Annotated in this window: 23 protein-coding genes; 11 read left to right on the forward strand and 12 right to left on the reverse strand. The window is 67.8% G+C overall.

Translation table 11 applies throughout. The features are described from left to right. Positions 1 to 317 precede the first annotated feature (317 nt). The 3 genes from K2X73_RS07395 to K2X73_RS07405 form a co-directional block, all read right to left on the reverse strand. A complete protein-coding gene (locus tag K2X73_RS07395; RefSeq protein WP_294109543.1) occupies positions 318 to 452 on the reverse strand; it encodes an entericidin A/B family lipoprotein in 135 nt (44 codons plus the stop codon). 278 nt (positions 453 to 730) lie between these two features. Then, on the reverse strand, positions 731 to 2,308 hold the full coding sequence (locus K2X73_RS07400; RefSeq protein ID WP_294109544.1) for a histidine kinase dimerization/phosphoacceptor domain -containing protein: 1,578 nt from the start codon (positions 2,306 to 2,308) through the stop codon (positions 731 to 733). A gap of 9 nt (positions 2,309 to 2,317) precedes the next feature. Beyond that, on the reverse strand, positions 2,318 to 2,449 hold the full coding sequence (locus K2X73_RS07405) for a NepR family anti-sigma factor (protein ID WP_294109545.1): 132 nt from the start codon (positions 2,447 to 2,449) through the stop codon (positions 2,318 to 2,320). Between the two features lie 286 nt (positions 2,450 to 2,735). Between K2X73_RS07405 and K2X73_RS07410 the strand changes: the two genes are divergently transcribed. The 3 genes from K2X73_RS07410 (at position 2,736) to K2X73_RS07420 (ending at position 4,453) form a co-directional block, all read left to right on the forward strand. After that, positions 2,736 to 3,533, forward strand: a complete 798-nt coding sequence (locus K2X73_RS07410; protein WP_294109547.1) for a response regulator — start codon at positions 2,736 to 2,738, stop codon at positions 3,531 to 3,533. 81 nt (positions 3,534 to 3,614) lie between these two features. Continuing rightward, a complete protein-coding gene (locus K2X73_RS07415) occupies positions 3,615 to 3,761 on the forward strand; it encodes a hypothetical protein (RefSeq protein ID WP_294109548.1) in 147 nt (48 codons plus the stop codon). A gap of 5 nt (positions 3,762 to 3,766) precedes the next feature. After that, a complete protein-coding gene (locus K2X73_RS07420) occupies positions 3,767 to 4,453 on the forward strand; it encodes a sigma-70 family RNA polymerase sigma factor (protein ID WP_294109627.1) in 687 nt (228 codons plus the stop codon). 326 nt (positions 4,454 to 4,779) lie between these two features. On the opposite strand, the gene K2X73_RS07425 is transcribed toward K2X73_RS07420, so the two are convergent. Continuing rightward, positions 4,780 to 4,956 (reverse strand): hypothetical protein, encoded by a 177-nt coding sequence (locus K2X73_RS07425; protein ID WP_294109550.1) that lies wholly within the window; start codon positions 4,954 to 4,956, stop codon positions 4,780 to 4,782. A 92-nt stretch (positions 4,957 to 5,048) separates the two neighbouring features. On the opposite strand from K2X73_RS07425, the gene K2X73_RS07430 reads away from it, so the two are divergent. The 7 genes from K2X73_RS07430 (at position 5,049) to K2X73_RS07460 (ending at position 11,551) form a co-directional block, all read left to right on the forward strand. Beyond that, positions 5,049 to 7,748 carry a glutamine-synthetase adenylyltransferase gene (locus K2X73_RS07430; protein ID WP_294109552.1) on the forward strand — a complete coding sequence of 900 codons (2,700 nt, stop codon included), beginning with the start codon at positions 5,049 to 5,051 and terminating at the stop codon, positions 7,746 to 7,748. Next, a complete protein-coding gene (locus K2X73_RS07435) occupies positions 7,735 to 8,202 on the forward strand; it encodes a peroxiredoxin (RefSeq protein WP_294109555.1) in 468 nt (155 codons plus the stop codon). Before K2X73_RS07430 ends, K2X73_RS07435 begins: the two co-directional genes overlap by 14 nt. A gap of 236 nt (positions 8,203 to 8,438) precedes the next feature. Beyond that, positions 8,439 to 9,617 carry a M23 family metallopeptidase gene (locus K2X73_RS07440; protein WP_294109557.1) on the forward strand — a complete coding sequence of 393 codons (1,179 nt, stop codon included), beginning with the start codon at positions 8,439 to 8,441 and terminating at the stop codon, positions 9,615 to 9,617. Between the two features lie 37 nt (positions 9,618 to 9,654). Then, positions 9,655 to 9,981 carry an iron-sulfur cluster assembly accessory protein gene (locus tag K2X73_RS07445; protein WP_294109560.1) on the forward strand — a complete coding sequence of 109 codons (327 nt, stop codon included), beginning with the start codon at positions 9,655 to 9,657 and terminating at the stop codon, positions 9,979 to 9,981. Positions 9,982 to 9,988: 7 nt separating this feature from the next. Next, a complete protein-coding gene (gene xth, locus K2X73_RS07450) occupies positions 9,989 to 10,762 on the forward strand; it encodes an exodeoxyribonuclease III (protein WP_294109562.1) in 774 nt (257 codons plus the stop codon). Positions 10,763 to 10,931: 169 nt separating this feature from the next. After that, a complete protein-coding gene (locus tag K2X73_RS07455) occupies positions 10,932 to 11,186 on the forward strand; it encodes a hypothetical protein (RefSeq protein WP_294109564.1) in 255 nt (84 codons plus the stop codon). Positions 11,187 to 11,281: 95 nt separating this feature from the next. After that, positions 11,282 to 11,551, forward strand: a complete 270-nt coding sequence (locus K2X73_RS07460) for a hypothetical protein (RefSeq protein ID WP_294109566.1) — start codon at positions 11,282 to 11,284, stop codon at positions 11,549 to 11,551. A gap of 37 nt (positions 11,552 to 11,588) precedes the next feature. Here the strand turns inward: K2X73_RS07460 and K2X73_RS07465 are convergent, their stop codons facing one another. Further along, the gene (locus K2X73_RS07465) at positions 11,589 to 12,743 is read right to left on the reverse strand and encodes an N-acetyltransferase (protein ID WP_294109568.1); all 1,155 of its coding nucleotides are present in this window, start codon (positions 12,741 to 12,743) and stop codon (positions 11,589 to 11,591) included. A 109-nt stretch (positions 12,744 to 12,852) separates the two neighbouring features. On the opposite strand from K2X73_RS07465, the gene K2X73_RS07470 reads away from it, so the two are divergent. Next, on the forward strand, positions 12,853 to 13,932 hold the full coding sequence (locus tag K2X73_RS07470; protein ID WP_294109569.1) for a fatty acid desaturase: 1,080 nt from the start codon (positions 12,853 to 12,855) through the stop codon (positions 13,930 to 13,932). A gap of 12 nt (positions 13,933 to 13,944) precedes the next feature. Here the strand turns inward: K2X73_RS07470 and lptG are convergent, their stop codons facing one another. The 7 genes from lptG to obgE all read right to left on the reverse strand — a co-directional run bounded on the left by lptG (position 13,945) and on the right by obgE (position 20,933). Further along, positions 13,945 to 15,039: an LPS export ABC transporter permease LptG gene (lptG, locus tag K2X73_RS07475; RefSeq protein ID WP_294109571.1), complete on the reverse strand. Its 1,095-nt coding sequence runs from the start codon at positions 15,037 to 15,039 to the stop codon at positions 13,945 to 13,947. Next, positions 15,039 to 16,235 (reverse strand): LPS export ABC transporter permease LptF, encoded by a 1,197-nt coding sequence (lptF, locus tag K2X73_RS07480; protein WP_294109573.1) that lies wholly within the window; start codon positions 16,233 to 16,235, stop codon positions 15,039 to 15,041. The genes lptG and lptF overlap by 1 nt, the downstream gene beginning before the upstream one ends. Positions 16,236 to 16,343: 108 nt before the next feature. Further along, positions 16,344 to 17,573 (reverse strand): aminotransferase class I/II-fold pyridoxal phosphate-dependent enzyme, encoded by a 1,230-nt coding sequence (locus K2X73_RS07485; protein WP_294109576.1) that lies wholly within the window; start codon positions 17,571 to 17,573, stop codon positions 16,344 to 16,346. Between the two features lie 2 nt (positions 17,574 to 17,575). Continuing rightward, positions 17,576 to 17,824: an acyl carrier protein gene (locus K2X73_RS07490; RefSeq protein WP_294109577.1), complete on the reverse strand. Its 249-nt coding sequence runs from the start codon at positions 17,822 to 17,824 to the stop codon at positions 17,576 to 17,578. A 61-nt stretch (positions 17,825 to 17,885) separates the two neighbouring features. Next, a complete protein-coding gene (locus tag K2X73_RS07495; protein ID WP_294109579.1) occupies positions 17,886 to 18,788 on the reverse strand; it encodes an NAD(P)H-binding protein in 903 nt (300 codons plus the stop codon). Continuing rightward, positions 18,785 to 19,882: a glutamate 5-kinase gene (gene proB / locus K2X73_RS07500; RefSeq protein WP_294109581.1), complete on the reverse strand. Its 1,098-nt coding sequence runs from the start codon at positions 19,880 to 19,882 to the stop codon at positions 18,785 to 18,787. Before proB ends, K2X73_RS07495 begins: the two co-directional genes overlap by 4 nt. A 10-nt stretch (positions 19,883 to 19,892) precedes the next feature. Next, on the reverse strand, positions 19,893 to 20,933 hold the full coding sequence (gene obgE / locus K2X73_RS07505; RefSeq protein WP_294109583.1) for a GTPase ObgE: 1,041 nt from the start codon (positions 20,931 to 20,933) through the stop codon (positions 19,893 to 19,895). Positions 20,934 to 20,953 lie beyond the last annotated feature (20 nt).

Raw genomic sequence — 20,953 nt, forward strand, 5'->3', positions numbered from 1 at the left:
TCGAAACTTGATGCCTGCCCTGGTCCGACCACCTCTTTCGAGCCATGCCGCCCCGCGGTGCCCGTCAGCCCGGCCGTGAGCCGGGGCCTCGTTGCTTTCTTCCGTCCAGAGAAAAGCGGGGCACCGGATCAAGACCGGGGTGACGCCGAAAGTGATGTGGGGCTTAGAGCAGATTGCCGCTACATCGATCCGCGTCGCCCCGGCGAAAGCCGTGGCTTGGCTGCCTTGCGCCAGAAAAACAGCAAGGCCCCGTGTCGAGCACGGGGCGACCCGTAATTTCTGCGGGCGACTCTAAAGGCCGACAAGCTGCTCCAGCCCTATTTCGCGCCGTCCGCCGTCTTGGCGACGGTGTCGCCCGCCGATTTAACGTCCTTGCCGACGCCTTCCACGGTGTTGCACGCGCCCAGCAACAGGCCGCTGGCCAGCAGGATGCCGCCGATGAATTTACGCATGATGTTTCTCCTTTGCCGCATTTTCCGCACCGACAATGCCGGGCGGGGGCAAAGCGTTCCCAGCGAGGCGAGCACGTCATCCATACCCCGCGAACGAAGCGCGGACGCAATAAGGCCCGGATGCGCAACCGGGGGGGAGGGGGTAAGCGCATCCGGGCCCATTTGGTGGATAGCGAGAGCGGGGGGGCAAAAATTCACTATCCGAAGCTGAAAACGGGCAGGCGCGAAGCTAGTTCCAAGCATCCGCCAAAAAATTCGCCCACCGCCGATTTTTCGTGTCAGCCGCGTCCGGTTACCGACACCAGGATTTCATAGGCCCCGCTTAGCGGTTCGTAATGGAGCTTGGAGTGTAGCTGGCGCGCCAGCCCCTCGATCACCCGGCCATAGCGTTCGGCGAGCAGATCGCGCAGCCGGTCGCCGTCCACCAGCGCCGGACTGCTGACGCGCAACAGCGCGCGGCCTTCCGTGCCGTCGGGGGCGGGGCGCAGCGATACGCGCAGCGCGGCGTCGGCCTGCACCATCATCGCCAGCTCGATCATTTCGGTCAGCAGGAACGCCATCGCGATCGCCATGTCCTGATTGGCGAGATAGCCGTCTATATCGAGAGTGATGGTGAGATGCGTATCCTCGGGCGCGGTCGCGCGGATGTTCGAGGCGAGGTCGCTCACCATCGTCCGCAGCTGCAGCCCGCGCGTTTCCTCCAGCTCGGCGAAGTGATTGCGGTGGACGACCGATAGCGCATCCACCCGCCGCTGGATCGAGGCATAGGCGCCGCGCGCCTCGCCGCTATGCGCGCCGCGCGCGTGCAGGTTGATCAGGCTGGAGATCACCTGAAGGTTGTTCTTCACCCGGTGGTGGACTTCGCGCGTCAGCTTGGTCTGGCGCACCAGCCCCTCGGCGAGCCCGGCCTCGTGCGCGACCACCGTCTGGCTGATCGCGCGGAAAGTGTCGCCCAGCTCGCGGATTTCCTGCGCGGCGGCGTCGGCGGGGGGCGTGATCACCTCGCCCGGGCGATAGGCCGCGACCTCGCGGCGGAGCGTGCGCAATGGGCGGATGAGCAGCGCATCGACCACGAACCAGCCAATCACCGCGGCCGCCACCCACATCAGCACCGGCAGCAGCATCGCGACGATCAACGGCGAGGTGATCGGCGCGCTGCGCACCGTCATCTCGAAGCTCAGATTATCGACGCCGACCGGCACGCTGAGCGATTCGGTGCGATCGAGCGGGCCAAGCCCCGCCAAGCCCTCCAGCGGCAGGCGATCATTGCCACGCGTCAGCACGGAGGAATAGGCGGGCAGGAAACCGCTTGGCCGGGCGATCTGGGCGAGCGCGTCGCCGCCGAACTGGGCGACCGCGTGCAGCCGCCCCGAAGGCGCGGTGAGGCCCAGCGCCAATCCGCGCGCGGGATCGATCGCGGCGCTGATCGGCCCGTCGCTTGGCGGGTAGACGATGCGCAGATCGGGGCGCCGCATCGAACTGCACAGCGGCTGGCCGTTGCCACCGACGATCGCGAAGCGCGCGCCGCTCGCCAACTGATCGGCGAATACACCCTGGACGCGGGCACAGCTCGGCGCGTCCTCAGGGTCCTGGTCGAGCGCGTTGAGCGCGACGCGGATCGCGGTCATGTCGCCCACCAGCTCGATCCCGAGCGCGCGCGCGCTTTCGCTCGCCGCCACGCGCAGCCGGGCGCGGGTCTCTGCGTCGGCGATACGGTTGCTCTGCATCGCCGCCAGCAGCGCGATCAGCGCGAGCGGCATCAGCGCCGCGGTAAGGATCAGGAACAGCTTGGCGCCCGTTGGCAGGGATGCGAAACGCCACCGCCGGGGATGCTGCGGCTCGGGCTCCGCGGCCATGGTCGAGCCTTAGTCGAGCTTGCCGAGCAGATCGAGCATTTCCGGCGGCACGGGCTCGTTCACGGCCTCCTGATAGGCCGCGCGCAGCGAATCGCCCACATCCTTGTGATCGCCGCGCGCCTTGGGCTTGCGCGGTGGCATTGGCGGCTGATTCGATCCGTGCTGATCGGCGTTCAAGAACCTCGTCCCCCAAGCGAGCCATGCCCCTGGAACGTATCGCTGGGGCGGGTGGCAACAAACGTCAAACTGGCCGGATACGCAACAAATGAAACACCGGCTTAGAGTGGTGAAACCAAAACCGGGCTCGATAGTTCCACCCCCAGTGCAAATTCTGCTGAGCGGCAGGGGGCGCACACAACCATTGCAATGGCCGGGCGGGGGGTGCAGTGTCGACTCGCTTCGTCGCGGCAGGGAGATACCCAGGATCATGTCGCTAGGACAACAACTTGCCCCGCATCTTCCGTTCCTGCGTCGCTATGGCCGCGCGCTGACCGGCAGCCAGTCGCAGGGGGACCGCTATGTCCGCGCCGCGCTGGAGGCGATCGTCGCCGCGCCCGATCAGTTCCCCCGCGATGTCGATCCCCGGCTGGGACTGTACCGCACCTTCCAGGCGATCTGGACATCCGCCAATCCCGACAACGCATCGGACGGCCCGGAGGTTCAAGACGCCGAGGCGATCGCGCGCGCCCGGCTTGCGCGGATGACGCCGCTCTCGCGCCAGGCGCTGCTGCTTACCGCGATGGAAGGCTTCACCCCCGAGGACGCCGGCTATCTGATCGGCGTCGCCCCCGACGAGGTGGAGGATCTGGTCGCGGAGGCGCTGTCGGAGATCGAGAAGCAGACCCGCGCGCGCGTGCTGATCATCGAGGACGAGCCGATCATCGCGATGGACATCGAAACCATCGTCCGCGACCTGGGCCATGACGTGACCGGGGTCGCGATAACGCGCGACGAGGCGGTCGCGCTCGCGATGGAGGACCGCCCGGGGCTCGTACTCGCCGACATTCAGCTCGCCGACGACAGTTCGGGGATCGACGCGGTGAAGGACATATTGGCGGAGTTTCAGGTGCCGGTGATCTTCATCACCGCTTTCCCGGAGCGGCTGCTGACGGGCGAGCGGCCCGAACCGACCTTCCTGATCACCAAGCCGTTCCAGCGATCGACGGTGAAGGCGGCGATCAGCCAGGCGCTGTTCTTCGACGAGGCCACGCTGCCGGCGGTGTGATCCAAGCCACCGAAAAAGCGGGGGAAACGCAAAGTTCCCACGCTTACGGAGCCAAAACGGCAATGGCGCGTTGGGGTGGGCATGGCTGATCCCCGTGACGAAACCCGGCTCAACGCCACCCGCGCCCGCGCCGGCGCGACGCCGCACATGACGCGCTACATCTTGGCGATTTCGCTCGTGTTGATCGTGGTCGCGTTTGGCGCCTTGTTCTGGGCGGGCAGCCGCTGATGGTGCTGCTTGCCGATGCGACGCCGGACCGCCGATCGGTCGATGACGGAGACTGCGTGACCGAAACTTCCTCGCCCCCTGCCGAAACCCCGCCCGACGGCGAGCGCATCGCGCTGTCCGATGTCGAGTTCAAGGCGCAGCTCGCACAGGTGATCCCGCATCTGCGCGCGTTCGGCCGTTCGGTTTCGGGCAGCCGCGATCTCGCCGACGACCTGGTGCAGGAAACGCTGATGAAGGCGTGGGCGGCGCGCAAGCGCTTCCAGGCCGGCACCAACATGCGCGCCTGGACCTTCATCATCCTGCGCAACCTGTATCTCTCGCAAATGCGACGCTCGCGCTTTCGCGGCGAGTGGGATGATCTGGTCGCCGACCGCATCCTCGCCGCGCCGGCGGGGCAAGACAAGCAGGTGGAACTCGGCGACATGCAACGCGCGCTGATGCACCTGCCGCAGCCACAGCGCGAAGCGCTGATCCTGGTAGGCGCGGGCGGCTTTGCCTATGAGGAAGCCGCCGAGATTTGCGGCGTCGCGGTGGGCACGATCAAGAGTCGCGTCGCGCGTGGACGGGTCGCGCTGGAGGCATTGCTGTCGGGCGGGATGCTGTCGTCGCGCCGCAGCCATCAAAACCCCAACGGCCGCTCGGCGCTCGACACGATCATGAACGATGTCGATGAGTTGAGCCGGGATCGGTGAGCGATCGGTTTTCACCTCCCGCGCGGCAAGTGTTGGATGGGATGCGCTTTGTGTCCGCTCCTTATCTTCCTGCCTTCCCCGGCGAAGGCCGGGGTCCAGCAGGGCGGCGATTGATGCGGCGCGCTCCCCCTGCGATCGGAGAATACTGGACCCCGGCCTTCGCCGGGGAAGAAGGGTTTGATCGTATGTGCAAGCACTTGCCAATCAAGGGGTGCACGCCAGCATCAGCGACTTAGACTTTAGCAGGTTGGCTGATCCGGCCTGCGTCGCTAGGGCCGGGGTCTGCTACAGGCTCCCGTGACGACCCATCTTAAGTGGCGCCGCGCTCAGGCGTTCGGTCCGCTGTGTTTGTCGAGTTCGCGGAGCATCGCCGCGAAATCTTCGGGCATCTCCTGGTTCACGTCATAAGCCGCGTTGAGCGCGAAAGCGACGCTGTCGCCGGCGCGCGGGGCGCGCAGCGTCACCGCGGCCGGCTGGCGCTGCTCGTTCAACTTATATCGCATGGTCGACATGATGCGCATAACGGCCTAATGACGGTTTTGTTGCCGCCGCAAGCGCTTGGCTTAAGCTGCTAATACGCGATTTATCGTGGGGAGTGTTCCAGTCGCCGCAGGATAGGCAAAAACTTGCCGCCGCGCTAGACCGAGCCGAGCGGTATTCGCCCTTCCTTGCGCAACTCATCGCGCGCGAGCGGGCGTTGGTCGCAAAGCTGGCAGAGGGCGCGCTTCCTTCCCCCGCCGCGCTGCGCGACACCGACGACTCGTTACCCATTGCCACCCGGTTGCGGATCGAGCGCCGCCGCCAGGCATTGAGCGTCGCGATTGGCGATCTGGCGGGCGTGCTGGACCTGAGCGCCGTCACCCGGCAGCTCACGGACTTCGCCGATTACGCGCTCGACGCCGCGATCCGCGCCGCGCTGATCGAGCGCGCGCCGGGCGACGAGCCGCGCGGGCTGGTCGGCATCGCGCTCGGCAAGCAGGGCAGCCGCGAGCTGAACTATTCGTCGGACATCGATCCGCTGCTGCTGTTCGATCCCGCCACGCTCCCGCGCCGCCCGCGCGAGGCGCCTGAAGAGGCGGCGGTGCGGATCGGGCGGCGGGTGATCGAGCTGCTCCAGGCGCGCGACGCTGATGGCTATGTGCTGCGCGTCGATCTACGGCTGCGGCCAAGCCCCGAGGTGACGCCGATCGTGCTGCCGGTGGAAGCGGCGATCTCGCACTATGAGTCCGCCGCGCTGCCCTGGGAACGCGCCGCCTTCATCCGCGCGCGCGTGGCGGCGGGCGACCAGCCGCTCGGCGACTATTTTCTTGCCGCGATCCGATCGTTCGTGTGGCGGCGCAGCCTCGATTTCGGCGCGGTGCGCGAGATCCGCTCGATCTCGCAGCGCATTCGCGATCACCATGCCCAGGGGCAGGCGTTCGGCCCGGGCTATGACCTGAAGCGCGGGCGCGGCGGCATCCGCGAGTGCGAGTTCTTCGCGCAGATCCACCAGCTGATCCATGGCGGCCGCGAGCCGGCGGTACGCGCGCCGGCGACCCGCGACGCGCTGGCGGCGCTCTCCCAACGTGGCTTCATCGATGCGGGCGACGCCGCCGCGCTGAGTGATGCCTATACGCTGCTCCGCACCATCGAGCACCGTGTGCAGATGATCGACGACCGCCAGACGCATACCCTGCCCGCAGGCGAAGCGCTCGATAATGTCGCAAGGTTGCACGGGCTTGAGGACGGCGCGGCGTTGCTCGCGCAGCTCGCGCCGCCCGTCGAGCGCACGGCGGCGATCTATGCGAGCCTCGAGCCCGAGGCGCCCGCCGGCCTGCCGATCGACCGCGACCAGCTCGCCGGGGCGATGGCCGAGCTGGGGTTCGGCGATCATGCCGCGCTCGCCGCCGATCGCGTCGCGCGCTGGCGCGGCGGCACTTATCCGGCGCTGCGCAGCGCCGCCGCGCAAGCCGCGCTCGAAGCCGCGCTCCCCGCGCTCGCCAAGGCATTGGGGGCGGCGCCTGATCCGGCGGGGGCGGTGCTGCGGCTCGACGACATGCTCGCCGGGCTGCCGAGCGCGCTCAACCTGTTCCGCCTGCTGGAGGCCCAACCGGGGCTCGCGCAATTGCTGGGGACGATCCTGAGCCATGCGCCGCCGCTTGCCGAGGCGCTGGGGCGCCGCCCGGCGCTGCTCGACGGGCTGATCGACGCGACCGCGCTCGATCCGCTGGGGAGCGTGGCCGATCTCGTCGCGCAACTCCGTCCCGCCGAGCCGCTCGCCTATGAGGCGTTGCTCGATCACCTCCGCGCTGGGGTCAACGAACGGCGCTTCGCGCTTGGCGCGCAACTGGTCGCGGCGAGCAGCGATCCGCTCGAAATCGCCGGCGGCTATGCCCGGCTCGCCGAGGCGGCGATCGAGGTGGCGGCGGCGGCGAGCGTCGCCGAATTCGCCAAGCGCCACGGCCAGGTGCCGGGCAGCGAACTGGTGATCCTGGCGCTGGGGCGGCTCGGCGGCGGGCTGCTGACTCATGCGTCGGACCTCGACCTGGTCTATCTCTTTACCGGCGATCACCTGGCGGAATCGGATGGCGAGAAGCCGCTCGGCGCGGTGCTCTATTACAACCGGCTGGCGCAGCGGGTGAGCGCCGCGCTCTCGGTCCCGACCCCGGCGGGGGCGCTGTATGAGATCGACACCCGCTTGCGTCCCTCGGGCGCCCAGGGGCCGCTGGTGGTGTCGCTCGCCGGCTTCGCCGCCTATCAGCGCGGCGAGGCGTGGACGTGGGAACATATGGCGCTGGCGCGGGCGCGGGCGGTGTTCGGATCGCCCGGCGCGCGCGCGGCGGTGGCTGGGGAGATCGCGGCGGTGCTCGGCGGTGCCCGGCCAGGGCGCGACATTGCCGCGGATGCGCGCGCGATGCGCGCCGAGATTGCTCGCCACAAGCCCCCCGCCGGCCCGCTCGACGTGAAGCTGCTCCCCGGCGGCCTGGTCGATCTCGAGTTCGCGGTGCATGTGACGCAGCTCGTCCACCGCACTGGCTTCGACCCTGATTTACGCAACGCGATCAAGCATTTGGCGGGCGAGGGGCTGCTGCCGCCGACGCTGGGGGCGGCGCATGATTTCTTCACCCGGCTGCTCGTCGCGATGCGCCTGATCGCCCCGGGCGGGCATTTGCCCGGCCCGGCGAGCTGCGCGCTGCTCGCGCAAGTGCTCCAGATGTCGGGCTGCGACCAGGTGGTTGCGCGGGTCGAGGCGCTGCGGCAGGAGATCGCAACGCTCTGGCATGCAATCGGAAAGGTGGAAGATGGCGCTCACTGAAGGCGAGATGATCCCCGACCTCACATTGGTCGACAGCGGCGGTAACACGATCAAGTTGCGCGATTTCGTCGGGCGGAAGCTGGTGCTGTACTTCTATCCCAAGGACGATACCTCGGGCTGTACCAAGGAAGCGCAGGATTTCAGCCAGCACCGCGCGGCGTTCGACGCGGCCGGCGTGCGGCTGCTTGGCGTGTCGAAGGACTCGCCGGATAAGCACCGGAAATTCATCGACAAATACGCGCTCACCGTGCCGCTCGCGAGCGACGAGCCGGGCACCGTGCTGGAGGCGTTCGGCGCCTGGGTCGAAAAATCGATGTACGGCAAGAAATATATGGGGATCGAGCGCTCCACCTTCCTGTTCGGCGCCGATGGCCGGCTGGCGCGCGCCTGGCCCAAGGTAAAGGTGCCGGGCCATGCCGCGGCGGTGCTGGAGGCGGCGACCGCGCTCGGCTGAGCGGCGAATCGCTGCCCCGGAGTCCTACGGGCGTAACGGTCTCGCCCGGTTGCGAATTTGCGACGCTTGAACGACTCATCGCGCGACGGGAGCAGCCCGCCCTGCTATTGTGGCGGCGCTATTGCCGAAATACGCCCAGTTGGCCCAAGACCCGATCGCCGGACCGGAGGGAGGGGCTGACGGACCGGCAGTAACGAACGTGGGCAGCGTTCGTTCATCGCAGGCATTGGGGTTTCATGATCGCTATTGATACGGCTCGGCTGAAGCAGGTCGCGGCGCATGTCGCGCAGAACTTCAAGACCCGCGATTTCATCTTCCATGATGGCCGCGCGCTGCGCCGCTTCAGCATCGCGGGCCGTACCCAGGCGGCGCTCGCGGGGGTCGCGACTTTGAGCCTGTGCTTCACTGCTTATGGGGTCGCCCATGCCGGCGCTGCGGCGGCGTCGATCGTCGGGCTTACCCCGCAAGCGGCGCCCGAAAGCGCCGAGGCCAAGCTGGCTCGCTTGCAGACCAAGGTCGCGGCGATGCAGGCGCAGGTCGCGACGATCAAGCAGGCGGCGCAGATCCAGGCGCAGCGGGTCGAGGAGCGTCAGGCGCTGATCGCCGCGGTGCTGGCGGGCGATGGCAGCGCCAAGCTCGCGCTCAACGCGCCGGCGCTCGATGCCCATGCGGCGCGCGTCGCCGGCGATGTCGTCGCGCCGCTCACCAAGGTTGAAGCGCATCAGCGCCAGCTCGCCGCCAAGGCGCGGGAGCTTGCCGAGCGTCGCTACGCGCTGGCGACGGCGCATTTCCGCAAGCTCGGCCTTTCGCCCGAACGCTTCGTGCGCGGCGGGCAGGGCGGCCCCTATGAGCCGGTCGCGACCACCGGCACCACCGACGCCAATGCCGATGCGCAGTTCCGTTCGCTGTTCCTCACCTGGAAAAAGCTGGAAACGCTGGAAAAGGCGGTGATCGCGATCCCCGCGAGCCAGCCGGTGCCGAAGGTGAATTTCAGCAGCTATTATGGCGTGCGCAGCGATCCGTTTCGCGGCACCGCCGCGATGCACGCCGGGGTCGACATTCCGGGCTCGGTCGGCACGCCGATCTACGCGACCGCCGATGGCATCGTCAGCCGCGCCGAGCGTTCGGGTGGCTATGGCAATCTGATCGAGGTCAATCACGGCCGCGGTATCGCGACGCGCTATGGCCATTTGTCGAAGATCATCGTCGCGCCCAACACCCGCGTCACGCGCGGCCAGCTGATCGGGCTGATGGGCTCGACCGGCCGCTCGACCGGCAGTCATCTGCACTATGAAGTGCGGATCGACGGCCAGGCGGTGAACCCGATGCCATTCCTGCAGACGGTCGATTATCTGAAGGGCCGCACCCCGGTCGAGCATCCGCTGGTCGAGGGCGGGACCGACGCCGCCAACTGAGTTGCGCGCGCGGCCCCGGCGTCCTATTTTCGCAGGCATGACCGACGTTACCTTCACCGAGGCCGCCGCTGCTCGTGTCGCCTGGATCGCCGAGCGCCAGGGCAAGCCCGCGATTCTGCGCCTGTCGGTGGAAGGCGGGGGCTGTTCGGGCTTTCAATATCGCTTCGGTCTGGCCGATGCGCCCGAGGCGGACGACGTGATCGTCGAGGCGGGGCCGGCGCGGCTGGTGGTCGATAGCATGAGCCTAGATCTGGTGCGCGGCGCCGAGGTGGATTTCGTCGACAATCTGGGCGGCGCGCACTTCAAGGTCGCGAACCCGATGGCGGCCGCCGGGTGCGGTTGCGGCAGTAGCTTCGCGATCTGATCCGCGCTTGAAGATCGTCAGCTATAATCTGAACGGCATCAAGGCGCGGCTGCCGCGCCTGATCGAGTATCTTACCGAGCAGCAGCCCGATATTGTCTGCCTGCAAGAGCTGAAATCGGCGGACGAGGGCCTGCCGATCGCCGAGGTCGAAGCCGCCGGCTATCACGGCGTGTGGCACGGGCAGAAGGGGTTCAACGGCGTCGCGATCCTCGCGCGCGGGGCGGCGCCGGTCGAGCGCCAGCGGGGTCTCGCGGGCGAGAGCGAGGACGATCATAGCCGCTATATCGAGGCCGAGGTGAGCGGGGTGATCGTCGCTTCGATTTATCTGCCCAATGGCAATCCGGTGCCGGGGCCGAAATTCGATTATAAGCTGCGCTGGATCGACCGCCTCCGCGCCCGCGCGCGCGACCTGCTCGCCGAGGAGCGGCCGGTGGTGCTGGCGGGTGATTACAATGTGATCCCCAATGACGATGATACCTTTTCGGTGCGCGCGATGGCGGACGACGCGCTGATGCAGCCTGAAAGCCGTGCCGGGTTCCGTGCGCTCGTCGCGCAAGGCTGGACCGATGCGCTGCGCACCCGCCACCCGCGCGGCGGGGTATGGACTTTCTGGGACTATCAGGCCGGCGCCTGGCAGCGCGACGCGGGCTTCCGCATCGATCATCTGCTGCTCAGCCCGCAAGCCGCCGACCGGCTGGTCGATGCCGGCGTCGACAAGGAGTATCGCGGTCGCGAGAAGGCGAGCGACCATGCCCCCACCTGGGTGCGCCTGCGCGGTTAGGCTCTCTGCCGTATTATTGGCGTAATACGCTAGCTATTGGCCGTTACCGCCAAGATAACTCGTGCTCAAGTTAAAGAAAACATAGATATATCAATCATCTAAGTGATTGGCACGGGTAATGCACTACTCCCGATATGGCCGATACCGGTCATTGGTTTGGGAGGTTTTTATGATCGCCAAATTTGTGATCGTCGGGGCGGTCGGCGCGCTCGCGCTGGCGGTGCCGGCGTCCGCACGCAGTCCGCATCCGCTCGCCCCGCCCGATCCCGGCGCCGAGCGGCTCGCCGTCGCGCTGAAGCACGATGCGCGTGGTCAGCCCCTCTACTGCTATCGCTTCACGCCCCCGGCCAAGCTCGTCGCGCGCGAGCTGTGCCGCACCCGCCAGGGCTGGTCGGCCTGGGGCGTCGATGTCGATCGCCAATAAGCGGGCCTAACCGCACCCGATCCCTGACCCTTCGCGGTCGGGCAAGGCCGCACCCCAAGTGACCCACAATGTCTTGAGTAAGCAGGAGAAGCCAAATGCGTATTCATCGTGTGATCGGTAGCGCGAGCGCCGCGCTCGTCTCGGGCCTGCTCGTCGCCAGCATCAACCCCGCCGCCGCCAAGCCCCGTCCGGAGCCGGCCCCCGCCGCGCAATCGACCGACGAGGCGAAGCCGGCGACCACCGACCGCCGTCGCTATTGCCTGATGGCGGAGCGGACGGGCAGCCGCATCCTCGAAAAAGTCTGCAAGACCCGCGCCGAATGGGACCTCGAAGAAGGCGCCCACATCAACTATCCGAAGGAATAAGCGCCCGCGCCCGCTCCCGAACCGGCGGGGGCGGGCGCTACAGCGGCTTGGCGTAGATCTGGTAGACGCGGTTGACCTTGCTATCGATCGCATCGGCGATCGCGTTCATCCCCTGATTGTCGTCGAGCACCCAGCCGATCTCGCCGCGCGTCGCGCCGTAATGGGTGACCGATGCGCGGCGGATATATTCGATCATCATGAAAGCGAGCTGGCTCGCCAGGCGCGATGCCTGCAGCTTCTTCACCACGCCCATCAGCGGCACGCGCATCGTCCGCACCTTTGGCCGACGCAGCCACAGCAGCAGCTTGGCCCAGCCGAACGGGAGGAGATTGCCTTTCAGGGGTTTGATCACCTCGTTCAGGTCGGGCAGCGTGATCATGAAGGCGACCGGCTCGCCGTCCAGCTCTGCGATGCGGATCAGGTCGTTGAACACGATGGGTTTGAGCTTCTTGCCGACATCGGCGATCTCGGGCGGGGTGAGGGGGACGAAGCCCCAGTTATCCGACCAGGCATCGTTCAAGATCGAAAGGATGATCGCCGCTTCCTCGTCGAACTTGTTCTTAGTCACCTCGCGGATGCGGATGCGTGCGTTCTTTTCGCCCGCCGCGACGATGCGCTGAACGATCGGGGGGAACTCTTTGCTGATGTCCAGCTCATAGGTCATCAGCTTCTTGGCCGGGGCATATCCCGCCGCCTCGATCCAACCCTGATAGCGCGGCAGATGGTGCCCCATCATGATCGTTGGTGGATGGTCATGCCCCTGGACCAGCAGCCCCGGTTCCTCCCAGATCGACATGCTCACCGGGCCGAGCGCGCGCGTCATGCCCTGGCCGCGCAGCCAATCCTCGGCGGCGGCGATCAACTGATGCGCGGTCGCTTCATCCTCGGCGTCGAGATGCCCCCAAAGGCCGGTGCCCGGCCCAAACCCGCCCTCGGCCGGCATTTCCAGCGCGAGCGTATCGATATGCGCCGAGATCCGCCCCACGTCGCGGCCATCGCGGCGGGCCAGGAACAATTGCGCCTTGGCATGGCTGAACCAGCCGTTCTTCTCGGGCGTCACCAGTTCCAGCGCCTCGCTCTTCAGCGGCGGCACCCAGTTGGGATCGCCGCCGTTCAGGCGATACGCCAGCGCGACGAACGCCTTGCGATCGGCGGCGCTGGTAACAAGGTGCAGCACGGCGGGGCTGGACAAGGCATTGGCTCCTATCGGTTATCCGCGCGTTCCTAGCCAGTGGTACGCCTGATGGCGAGGGGGCATGGCTGCCACGCTGCGGCCACGATTTTCAGCAAGAGCGTTCACCATGGCAACCAGTTTCACCTTCGCCCGCCAACAGGCCTATGCCCGCGTCGCGCGCGCGCCGATCGCCGACGACATGGCGATGCTGCGCACCGCCGCCGAGCTTTCGCGCGATCTCCACACGCCGAGCCCGCGCCATTATTGGACCGATCTGCTGCTGTCCGCGGGGCTCGGCTGGGGCGCGCTCGTCGCCGCGATTCTGGCACCGAGCGTCGGTCTGGCGCTGGTGGCGGGGGTGGTCGCCGCGCTCGCCCTATACCGCGCGGAAATGTTCATCCACGAGGTGAGCCACATCAAGCACAGCGCGTTGCCGGGTTTCCGCGCGGGTTATAACCTGCTGGTCGGCGTGCCGCTGATGACGCCGAGCTTCATGTACGAAGGCGTCCATAACCAGCACCACGCCAAGACCCGCTATGGCACGGTCGACGATCCGGAATATCTGCCGCTCGCCTCGATGAAGCCGTGGACGCTGCCGCTGTTCCTGGGCGCGGCGATGCTCGCGCCGATCGCGTTCCTGTTCCGCTCGGCGGTGCTGGTGCCGCTGTCGCTGGTCGTGCCGGGCTTGCGCGTGCTGCTGGAGGAGCGCTGGTCGAGTCTGGCGATCAATCCGCAATTCCGCCGCCGCATCCCGGAAGGGGAGGCGCGCGCGCTGTGGCTGCGGCTGGAAGCGGTGACCTCGCTCTGGGCGCTGACGCTGATCGCGCTGGTCGCGAGCGGGGTGGTGCCGCTGAAGGCGTTCCTGATCTTCCTCGCGGTGGTTTCGGTGATCGCGGTCGTCAACCAGGTGCGTACCCTGGTCGCGCATCTGTGGGAGAATGAGGACGGCGCGGCGATGAGCGTGACGGCGCAATATCTCGACAGCGTCAACGTGCCGCCGCCGGCGCTGCTGCCGGTGCTGTGGGCGCCGGTCGGCCTGCGCTACCACGCGCTCCACCATCTGCTGCCCGGCGTGCCCTATCACGCGCTCGGCGAGGCGCATCGCCGCCTTTCGGCGGTGCTGGAGCCCGCCTCGCCCTATCACAAGGCGAGCTACAAGGGATTGCCGGGGCTGGTCGAGCGGCTGGTGAAGCGTACGATGCGCTGAGCCCGGCGACCCCTATTCCTCGGTCCGTACCAGCACCACCTCGCCGATCAGCAGGAACAGCAGGAACGGCGCCCAGGCCGCGAGCAGCGGCGGGTAGACGTTGAGGTTGCCCATCGCCAGCGCGAAATTGTCGGCGACGAAATAGAGGAAGCCGAGCATCATCCCGATCACCGCGCGCATGAACAGCCTGCCCGAGCGCGCGAGGCCGAACGCCGCGACCGCACCGAGCAGGGGCATCAGCACCGAAGACAGCGGCTTCGAAATCTTGTGCCACAAATCGCCTTCCAGCGCCTTTGTCGGCCGGCCGGCGGCCTTCAACGTCTCGATCGCGTCGTAAAGCTGCATGAACGACAGCCCGTCGGCATCGACCCGGGCGAGCATGAACTGATCCGGCCCAACGCCACGCGCGGCGATGATCGTGCCGAGCGATTGTTGCGCACCCGATTGCACATCGAACCGTGTCGCGCGCTCCAGCCGCCAGCCATCCTCCGCGCGCGTGCCGCTGGGCGCGCGGATCACGGCGATCAGCGCGCCGCCCTGCCGATCATAGATGGTGACATCGGTTAGTCGCACCGCGTCGCCACGGCCGTTGACCGCGCGAACGTGGATCAAGTCGTCCGATGTGCGCGCCCACACGTTGTTGCGGTCACCACGGTCGACCGGCAGCGGGCCATAGTCCACCCGCTTCCACTCGGCGAGCGTCGCCGACGCGCGGCTAACGACGCGGTCGTTGAACGCGAACGAAATCCCCGCGACCGCCAGCGCCGTGAGCAGCAGCGGCGCGAGCACCTGATGCGCCGACAGCCCCGACGCCTTCAACGCGATCACCTCGCTATTGGCGTTGAGCGTGCTGAGCGTGAAGATCGTGCCGAGCAGCACCGAGAAGGGCAGGAACTGGGCGATGATCTCCGGCACGCGCAGCGAAAGATAGCGCCACACCTCGGCGTCGCCATTGCCGGCATGGGCAAGGATGCGGCCCGATTCGCCCAGCAGGTCGAGCGTCTGCAGCACCAGCACCAGCCCCGCCAGGATCGAGAAGGTGCGGATCAGGAACATCCGCGCCATGTAGAGCGCGACGGTGCGCGACGGGAAAAAGCGCGGACCCATCAGGCGCGTGCCTCCCGCGTCGGCCGCCGCAGCAGTTGCCCAACGAGCTTCCCGGCCTTGCCCGACAGGCGATCGAGCACGCCGATCGGCTGGCCGCCGGGCACATAGGCGATGGTGTAATACATCCGCAGCACCAGCGCCGCGAACAACAGGAACGGCCCCCACAAGGCGATGGCTGGATCAACGATGCCAAGGGCGCCGATCGATTGCCCATATTCGTTGATCTTGTGATAGGTCACGATCATCACGATCGCGAGGAACACGCCCAGCGCCGAGCCCGAACGTTTCGCCGGTACGCCGAGCGCGACCGCCAGCATCGGCAGCAGGAACATCGTCGCCACCTCGACGAGGCGGAAGTGAAAGGCGGCCCGCGTCTCCAGCCGGCGCTTGGGCGTTTCGCGCGGATCGCGGCCGATCCTCACCAATTGCGGCAGGCGCAGCTCCAGATTGCCCTCGCCCTGCGCGCGGAACGCTTCGGAACGCGGCAGCGGGATCGGCAGATCGTGCGATTCGAAACGCAGCACGCGCGGGGCGGTGAAGCTTGGCTCCGAATTGATCAGCGTGCCCTTGGAAAGGCGGAAGATCACTTCGTCGGGGTTGTCGGTCGCCAGGAAACGGCCGCTGTCTGCGGTCACTGCGGTCCAGCCGCCATTGTCGCTCGCGCGGTGGACGAAAATACCCTCCAGCCGGCGCCCCTCGTCATGGCTGCGCTCGACCCGGACGGTCGCGCCGTTGGGGAAGCTGGTGAACTCGCCGACCTTGATCGACGCGCCGAGCGCGCCGGTGCGCAATTCATAGCGCAGCCGTTCATAGGCATAACGCGCATCGGGCTGGATGAAGCCGACGATCGCCAGGTTCACCGCCGCCAGCGCGACCGCGTAGCCATAAGGCACCAGCAGCATCCGATTATAGCTGATGCCGACGCCGCGCATCACGTCGAGCTCGGAGGAGGTCGCGAGCCGGCGGAAGGCGAGCAGCACCCCCAGCATCAGCCCCACCGGAATGCCAAGCCCCAGATATTCGGGTAGCAGGTTGGCGAGCATCCGCCACACCACGCTCATCGGCCCGCCTTCGTTCGCGACGAACTCGAGCAGCCGCAACATGCGATCGAGCACCAGCAGCATCGCGAACAGGATCAGCGTTGCGATCAGGGGTATCGCGATCAGCCGGGCGAGGTAGCGATCGAGCGAGGTCAAGCGAGGCCCTCAAGCATAGGAAATGCCAGCCTATAGGGGCTGGCCAAGCGGGCGTCAGTAGAGAAATGGTCGCAAAATCTTCCCTGAAGCGCAGCTTCGGGGAAGATTTTAGATGGCGCCCACGGCCTTGCCCGCCGCCTCGAACCGGGCGAGCACCGCCTTGATCTGCTCGGGCGTATGCTCGGCGCAGAGCGAGCAGCGCAGCAAATAGGTGCCGGCGGGCGTCGCCGGCGGGCGCGCCATGTTCACATAGACGCCGCTTTCCAGCAGCGCCTGCCACATCGCCACCGCCTGGTTCTGATCGCCCAGAATGACGGCGACGATCGCCGATTCGGGCGTTTCGGTGCCGAGCTTGAAGCCCAAGGCGGTCAACCCGCCATGCAGCGCGCGGGCATTCTCCCAAAGATGCTGGCGCTTATTGTGTGCGTGCATCAGCTTGCGGATCGAGGCGGCGGCGGTCGCCACCACCGATGGCGGCAGGCTGGCGGTGAAGATATAGGGCCGGCAAGCAAGGCGGATCGCCTCGAACTTGGGATGGTTCGACACGCAGAAGCCGCCGACCGTGCCGACCGACTTGCTGAAGGTGCCGACGACGAAATCGACCTCGCCCTCCAGCCCCTGCGCTTCGTAAACACCGCGGCCATGCTCGCCGAAAAAGCCCATCGAATGGGCTTCGTCGACCAGCACCATCGCGCCATGCCGCTTGGCGACCGCGACCATCTCCTTCAGCGGCGCGACATCGCCGAGCATCGAATAGACGCCCTCCAGCACCACCAGCTTGGCGGGTTCGGCGGGCAGGCGCGCGAGGCGCTTGGCGAGATCCTCGACCGAATTGTGGCGGAAGCGCACGATCTCGGCGGTGCCCATCGAGCAGCCATCGTAGATCGAGGCATGGCTGTCGGCGTCGAGGATCACATAATCGCCGCGCCCGGCGAGCGTCGCGATCATGCCGAGATTGGCCTGATAGCCGGTGGAGAAGACGATCGCGCCGCTGGTGCCGTAGAAGTCGCGCAAAGCGGCCTCGGCCTCCATGTGATCGCGGAAGGTGCCGTTGAGCATCCGGCTGCCGTTGGTGCCCGAGCCGAACGCGTCGAGCGCGGCATGGCCGGCGGCGAGCACGTCGGGATCGAACGTCATCCCCATGTAATTATAGGTGCCGAGCAGAATCGTCTCGCGCCCCTTGATCACCGCTTCGGTGGGCGAGCGCACCTCGTCCATCACGATCGCGAACGGATCGGTGACGCCGGCGGCGAGCAGCGCGGCGCGTTCGGCGATCAGGCCGTCGAACTTCGCCATCAGATCGGCGGTTTGGGGTTCGGCAAGCGCGGTCTGGGTCATCATCATGCCTTTGCGGTCAGCTTCATCACCGCATCGACCAGCTGGCCGACCGTTTCGATCTCGGCCTGCATGTTCATGGTGATGATGATGTCGAACTCGTCCTCGATATTCGCGACGAAATCGAGCACCGTCAGGCTGTCCCACTCCAGGTCGGACTGGAAGCTGGTCGCCTCGGTGAGCGCCACGCCCTTCTTGTTGAAGGGGGCGATCAGCCGGGCGACGGTCTCGAAGGTCTGCGCGCGATCGGTCACGAATTGGTCCTTTGTTGTGAAGCCAGCCCTGCCAAGCAAATGAGGCGGCTTTCGGGCGTGGCTATAGCAGGCCTTGGGCGCGATACCATGCGGCGGTCGCGGCGAGACCGTCGGGCGTCGCGATCGCCGGGCGCCACAGCGCGGGCGGCGGGCGTTTGGCCGGGTCGATCGTCCAATCCGGATGCGCCATGTAGCGCGCGCGATCGGGGGTGAGCTTGGCCTTGCCGCCGCGCGTGAGGCGATCGAGCCGGGCGGCGAGGAGCAGCGCCGGGGCGGGGAGCGAGACCGGGTGTACCCGCCGGCCGAGCGCGGTGCCGATCGCGCGGGCATAGTCGGCATGGCTCCAGCCGCCGGGCGTGCCGTCATCGGCTTCGTAGAGCGCGGGCGCGCCAGGGGCGGCGGCGAGCGCGAGCAGCAATTGCGTCAGATCGTCGGCGGCGATCAGCGAGAGCCGCCCGGGCGGGGGCAGCAGCGCCCAGCCGCGTTTCGCCAGCCGATAGACGTCGATCATCTCCAGATCGCCCGGGCCATAGATCGCCGGCGGGCGGACGATCCGCCAGTCGAGCGCGCTCGCCATCACCCGCGCCTCGGCCTCGGCCTTCGACCAGCCGTAAAGCGACAGCTCGGGCGCGCGCGCGGCGAGCGAGGAGACATGAACGAAGCGGCTGACCCCAGCAGCCTGCGCCGCCGCGAGCATCGCCTCGGTGCCCGCGATGTTGCCTGCCGCGAACCCCGCGCGATCGGGGGCGTTCACCACCCCGGCGACGTGGATCACCGCATCTGCGGCGGCGCAGAGCCGGGCGAGCGCGTCGGGCGTATCGAGCGCGCCAGCCACCCAATCGAGCCCCGGCTGCGGCGGCTGCGACCGGCGGGCGAGCGCCTGCACCTGGTGGCCGGCGACGAGCGCCGCCGCGATCAGCCGCGCGCCGACAAAGCCGGTGCCGCCGGTGATCGCGAGCCTCATAGCAGCGCCATATGGTTGCGGTGGACGAGCGCCGCGCGCGGGGCGTGGCCAAGGATCGCCGCCACGCTTTCGCTGCGCTCGCCGGCGATGCGCGCCGCTTCCTCGGCGTCATATTCGCTCAGCCCCCGCGCGATCGGCGTGCCGCGATCATCGAGGATCACGACCAGATCACCCCGCAGGAACTTGCCGCGCACGCCGATGACGCCGGCGGGGAGCAGGCTCTTGCCCTGGCGCAGCGCCACGACCGCGCCCGCGTCGGCAACCAGCTGGCCCTTGGCGGTGAGCCCGGCGGCGAGCCAGGCCTTGCGCGCCGGTGCGGCGTCGGCGGCGGGCGTGAACAGCGTACCGCGCCGGGTCTCGGTGAAGCGGGCGAGGGGGTGTTCCTCCCGCCCCGAGGCGATGGCGAGCGCCACCCCGGCCCCGGTTGCGAGCCGGGCGGCGGCGAGCTTGGCCGCCATCCCGCCCGTGCCCATCGCGCCCACTGCGCCGATCCGCGCCGCGAGCGTGTCGAGCGCCGTGACTTCGGGGATCAGCACGGCACCGGCCTCCTCTGGCGGGCGGTCATAGAGGCCATCCACGTCGGAGAGCAGCAGCACCGCCTGCGCGCCGCCGGCAAGCGCGACGCGCGCGGCGAGGCGATCATTGTCGCCGAAGCGAATTTCCTCGGTCGCGACCGAATCATTCTCGTTGATCACCGGCACCACGCCGAGCGACAGCAGCCGCGCGAGCGTGGTCGCGGCGTTCAGATAGCGCCGCCGATCCTCGAGATCGTCGAGCGTGAGCAGCAACTGCGCGGCGGTGAGGCCTTCCGCGCCCAGCGCCTCCGCCCAGGCGCGGGCGAGCGCGATCTGCCCGGTCGCGGCAGCGGCCTGCGCATCCTCCAGCGTCGCCCGCCCGCCCTTGGCGAGCTTCAGCCGCCGCGCGCCGAGCGCGATCGCGCCCGAGGAAACGATGACCACCTGTTGCCCCTGGCCCGCGAGCGCCGCGACATCGGCGGCGACGGTCGCGAGCCAATCGCGCCGCACCCCGCCACGCTCGCCGATCAGCAGCGACGAGCCGATCTTCACGACCAGGCGCGGGGCATTCAGGAGCATGGCGTGCGGTTCACACCGGCGACCAGGGCGCATCCTCCGCCATGTCAGGCGTCCCTGCTGGTTCGGGCGGGGCGATCAGCGCCGTCAGCCGGTCGAGCACCGTCTCGATCCCGTCGCCGCCCGCGCCCGAGAGCAGCAGCACTTCCGCCTTCGACGCGCGCTTGAGCTTGGTCGCGAGCTTCTTCGCCTCGGCGGGCTCGACCGCGTCGACCTTGTTGAGCGCGATCACCTCGGGCTTGTCCTCCAGCCCCGCGCCATAGGCTTCAAGTTCTCCACGGACGATCCGGTAGTTATCCACAGGCTTGTCCGCGGTCGCGTCCACAAGATGGAGCAACACCTTGCACCGCTCGATATGCCCCAGGAAGCGGTCGCCAATGCCGGCGCCATCGGCCGCGCCCTCGATCAGGCCGGGGATGTCCGCCAGCACGAACTCGCGGCCCTGGTGGCGCACCACGCCCAGTTGCGGGCGCACGGTGGTGAAGGGATAATCGCCGACCTTCGCCTTGGCGTTGGTCACCGCGTTGATGAACGTCGATTTGCCGGCATTGGGCAGCCCGACCAGCCCCGCGTCCGCGAGCAGCTTCAGCCGCAGCCACACCCACATTTCCTGACCCGGCCAGCCGGTGCCGTGCTGACGCGGGGCGCGGTTGGTGGAGCTTTTGTAGCTCGCATTGCCGCGCCCGCCATCGCCGCCGCGCAGGAACACGGTGCGCACGCCCGGCTCGGTGAAATCGGCGAGCACTTCCTCCTTGTCTTCGGACAGGATTTGCGTGCCGACCGGCACCTTGATGATCAGATCGTCGCCACCCGCGCCCGTGCGATTGGATCCGGCCCCGCCCTTGCCGCGCGGGGCGCGGAAATGCTGGGTGTAGCGAAAGTCGATCAGCGTGTTCAGCCCGGGCACCGCCTCGAACACGATGTCGCCGCCCTTGCCGCCATCGCCGCCATCGGGGCCACCATATTCGAGGAATTTTTCGCGCCGAAAGCTCACCGCGCCGGGGCCACCATGGCCCGAACGCAGGAAGATCTTGGCTTGGTCGAGGAAATGCATGGGGGTCTCTAGAACGAAGG

This window comes from Sphingomonas sp. (genome assembly GCF_019746665.1).
GTDB lineage: Bacteria > Pseudomonadota > Alphaproteobacteria > Sphingomonadales > Sphingomonadaceae > Sphingomonas.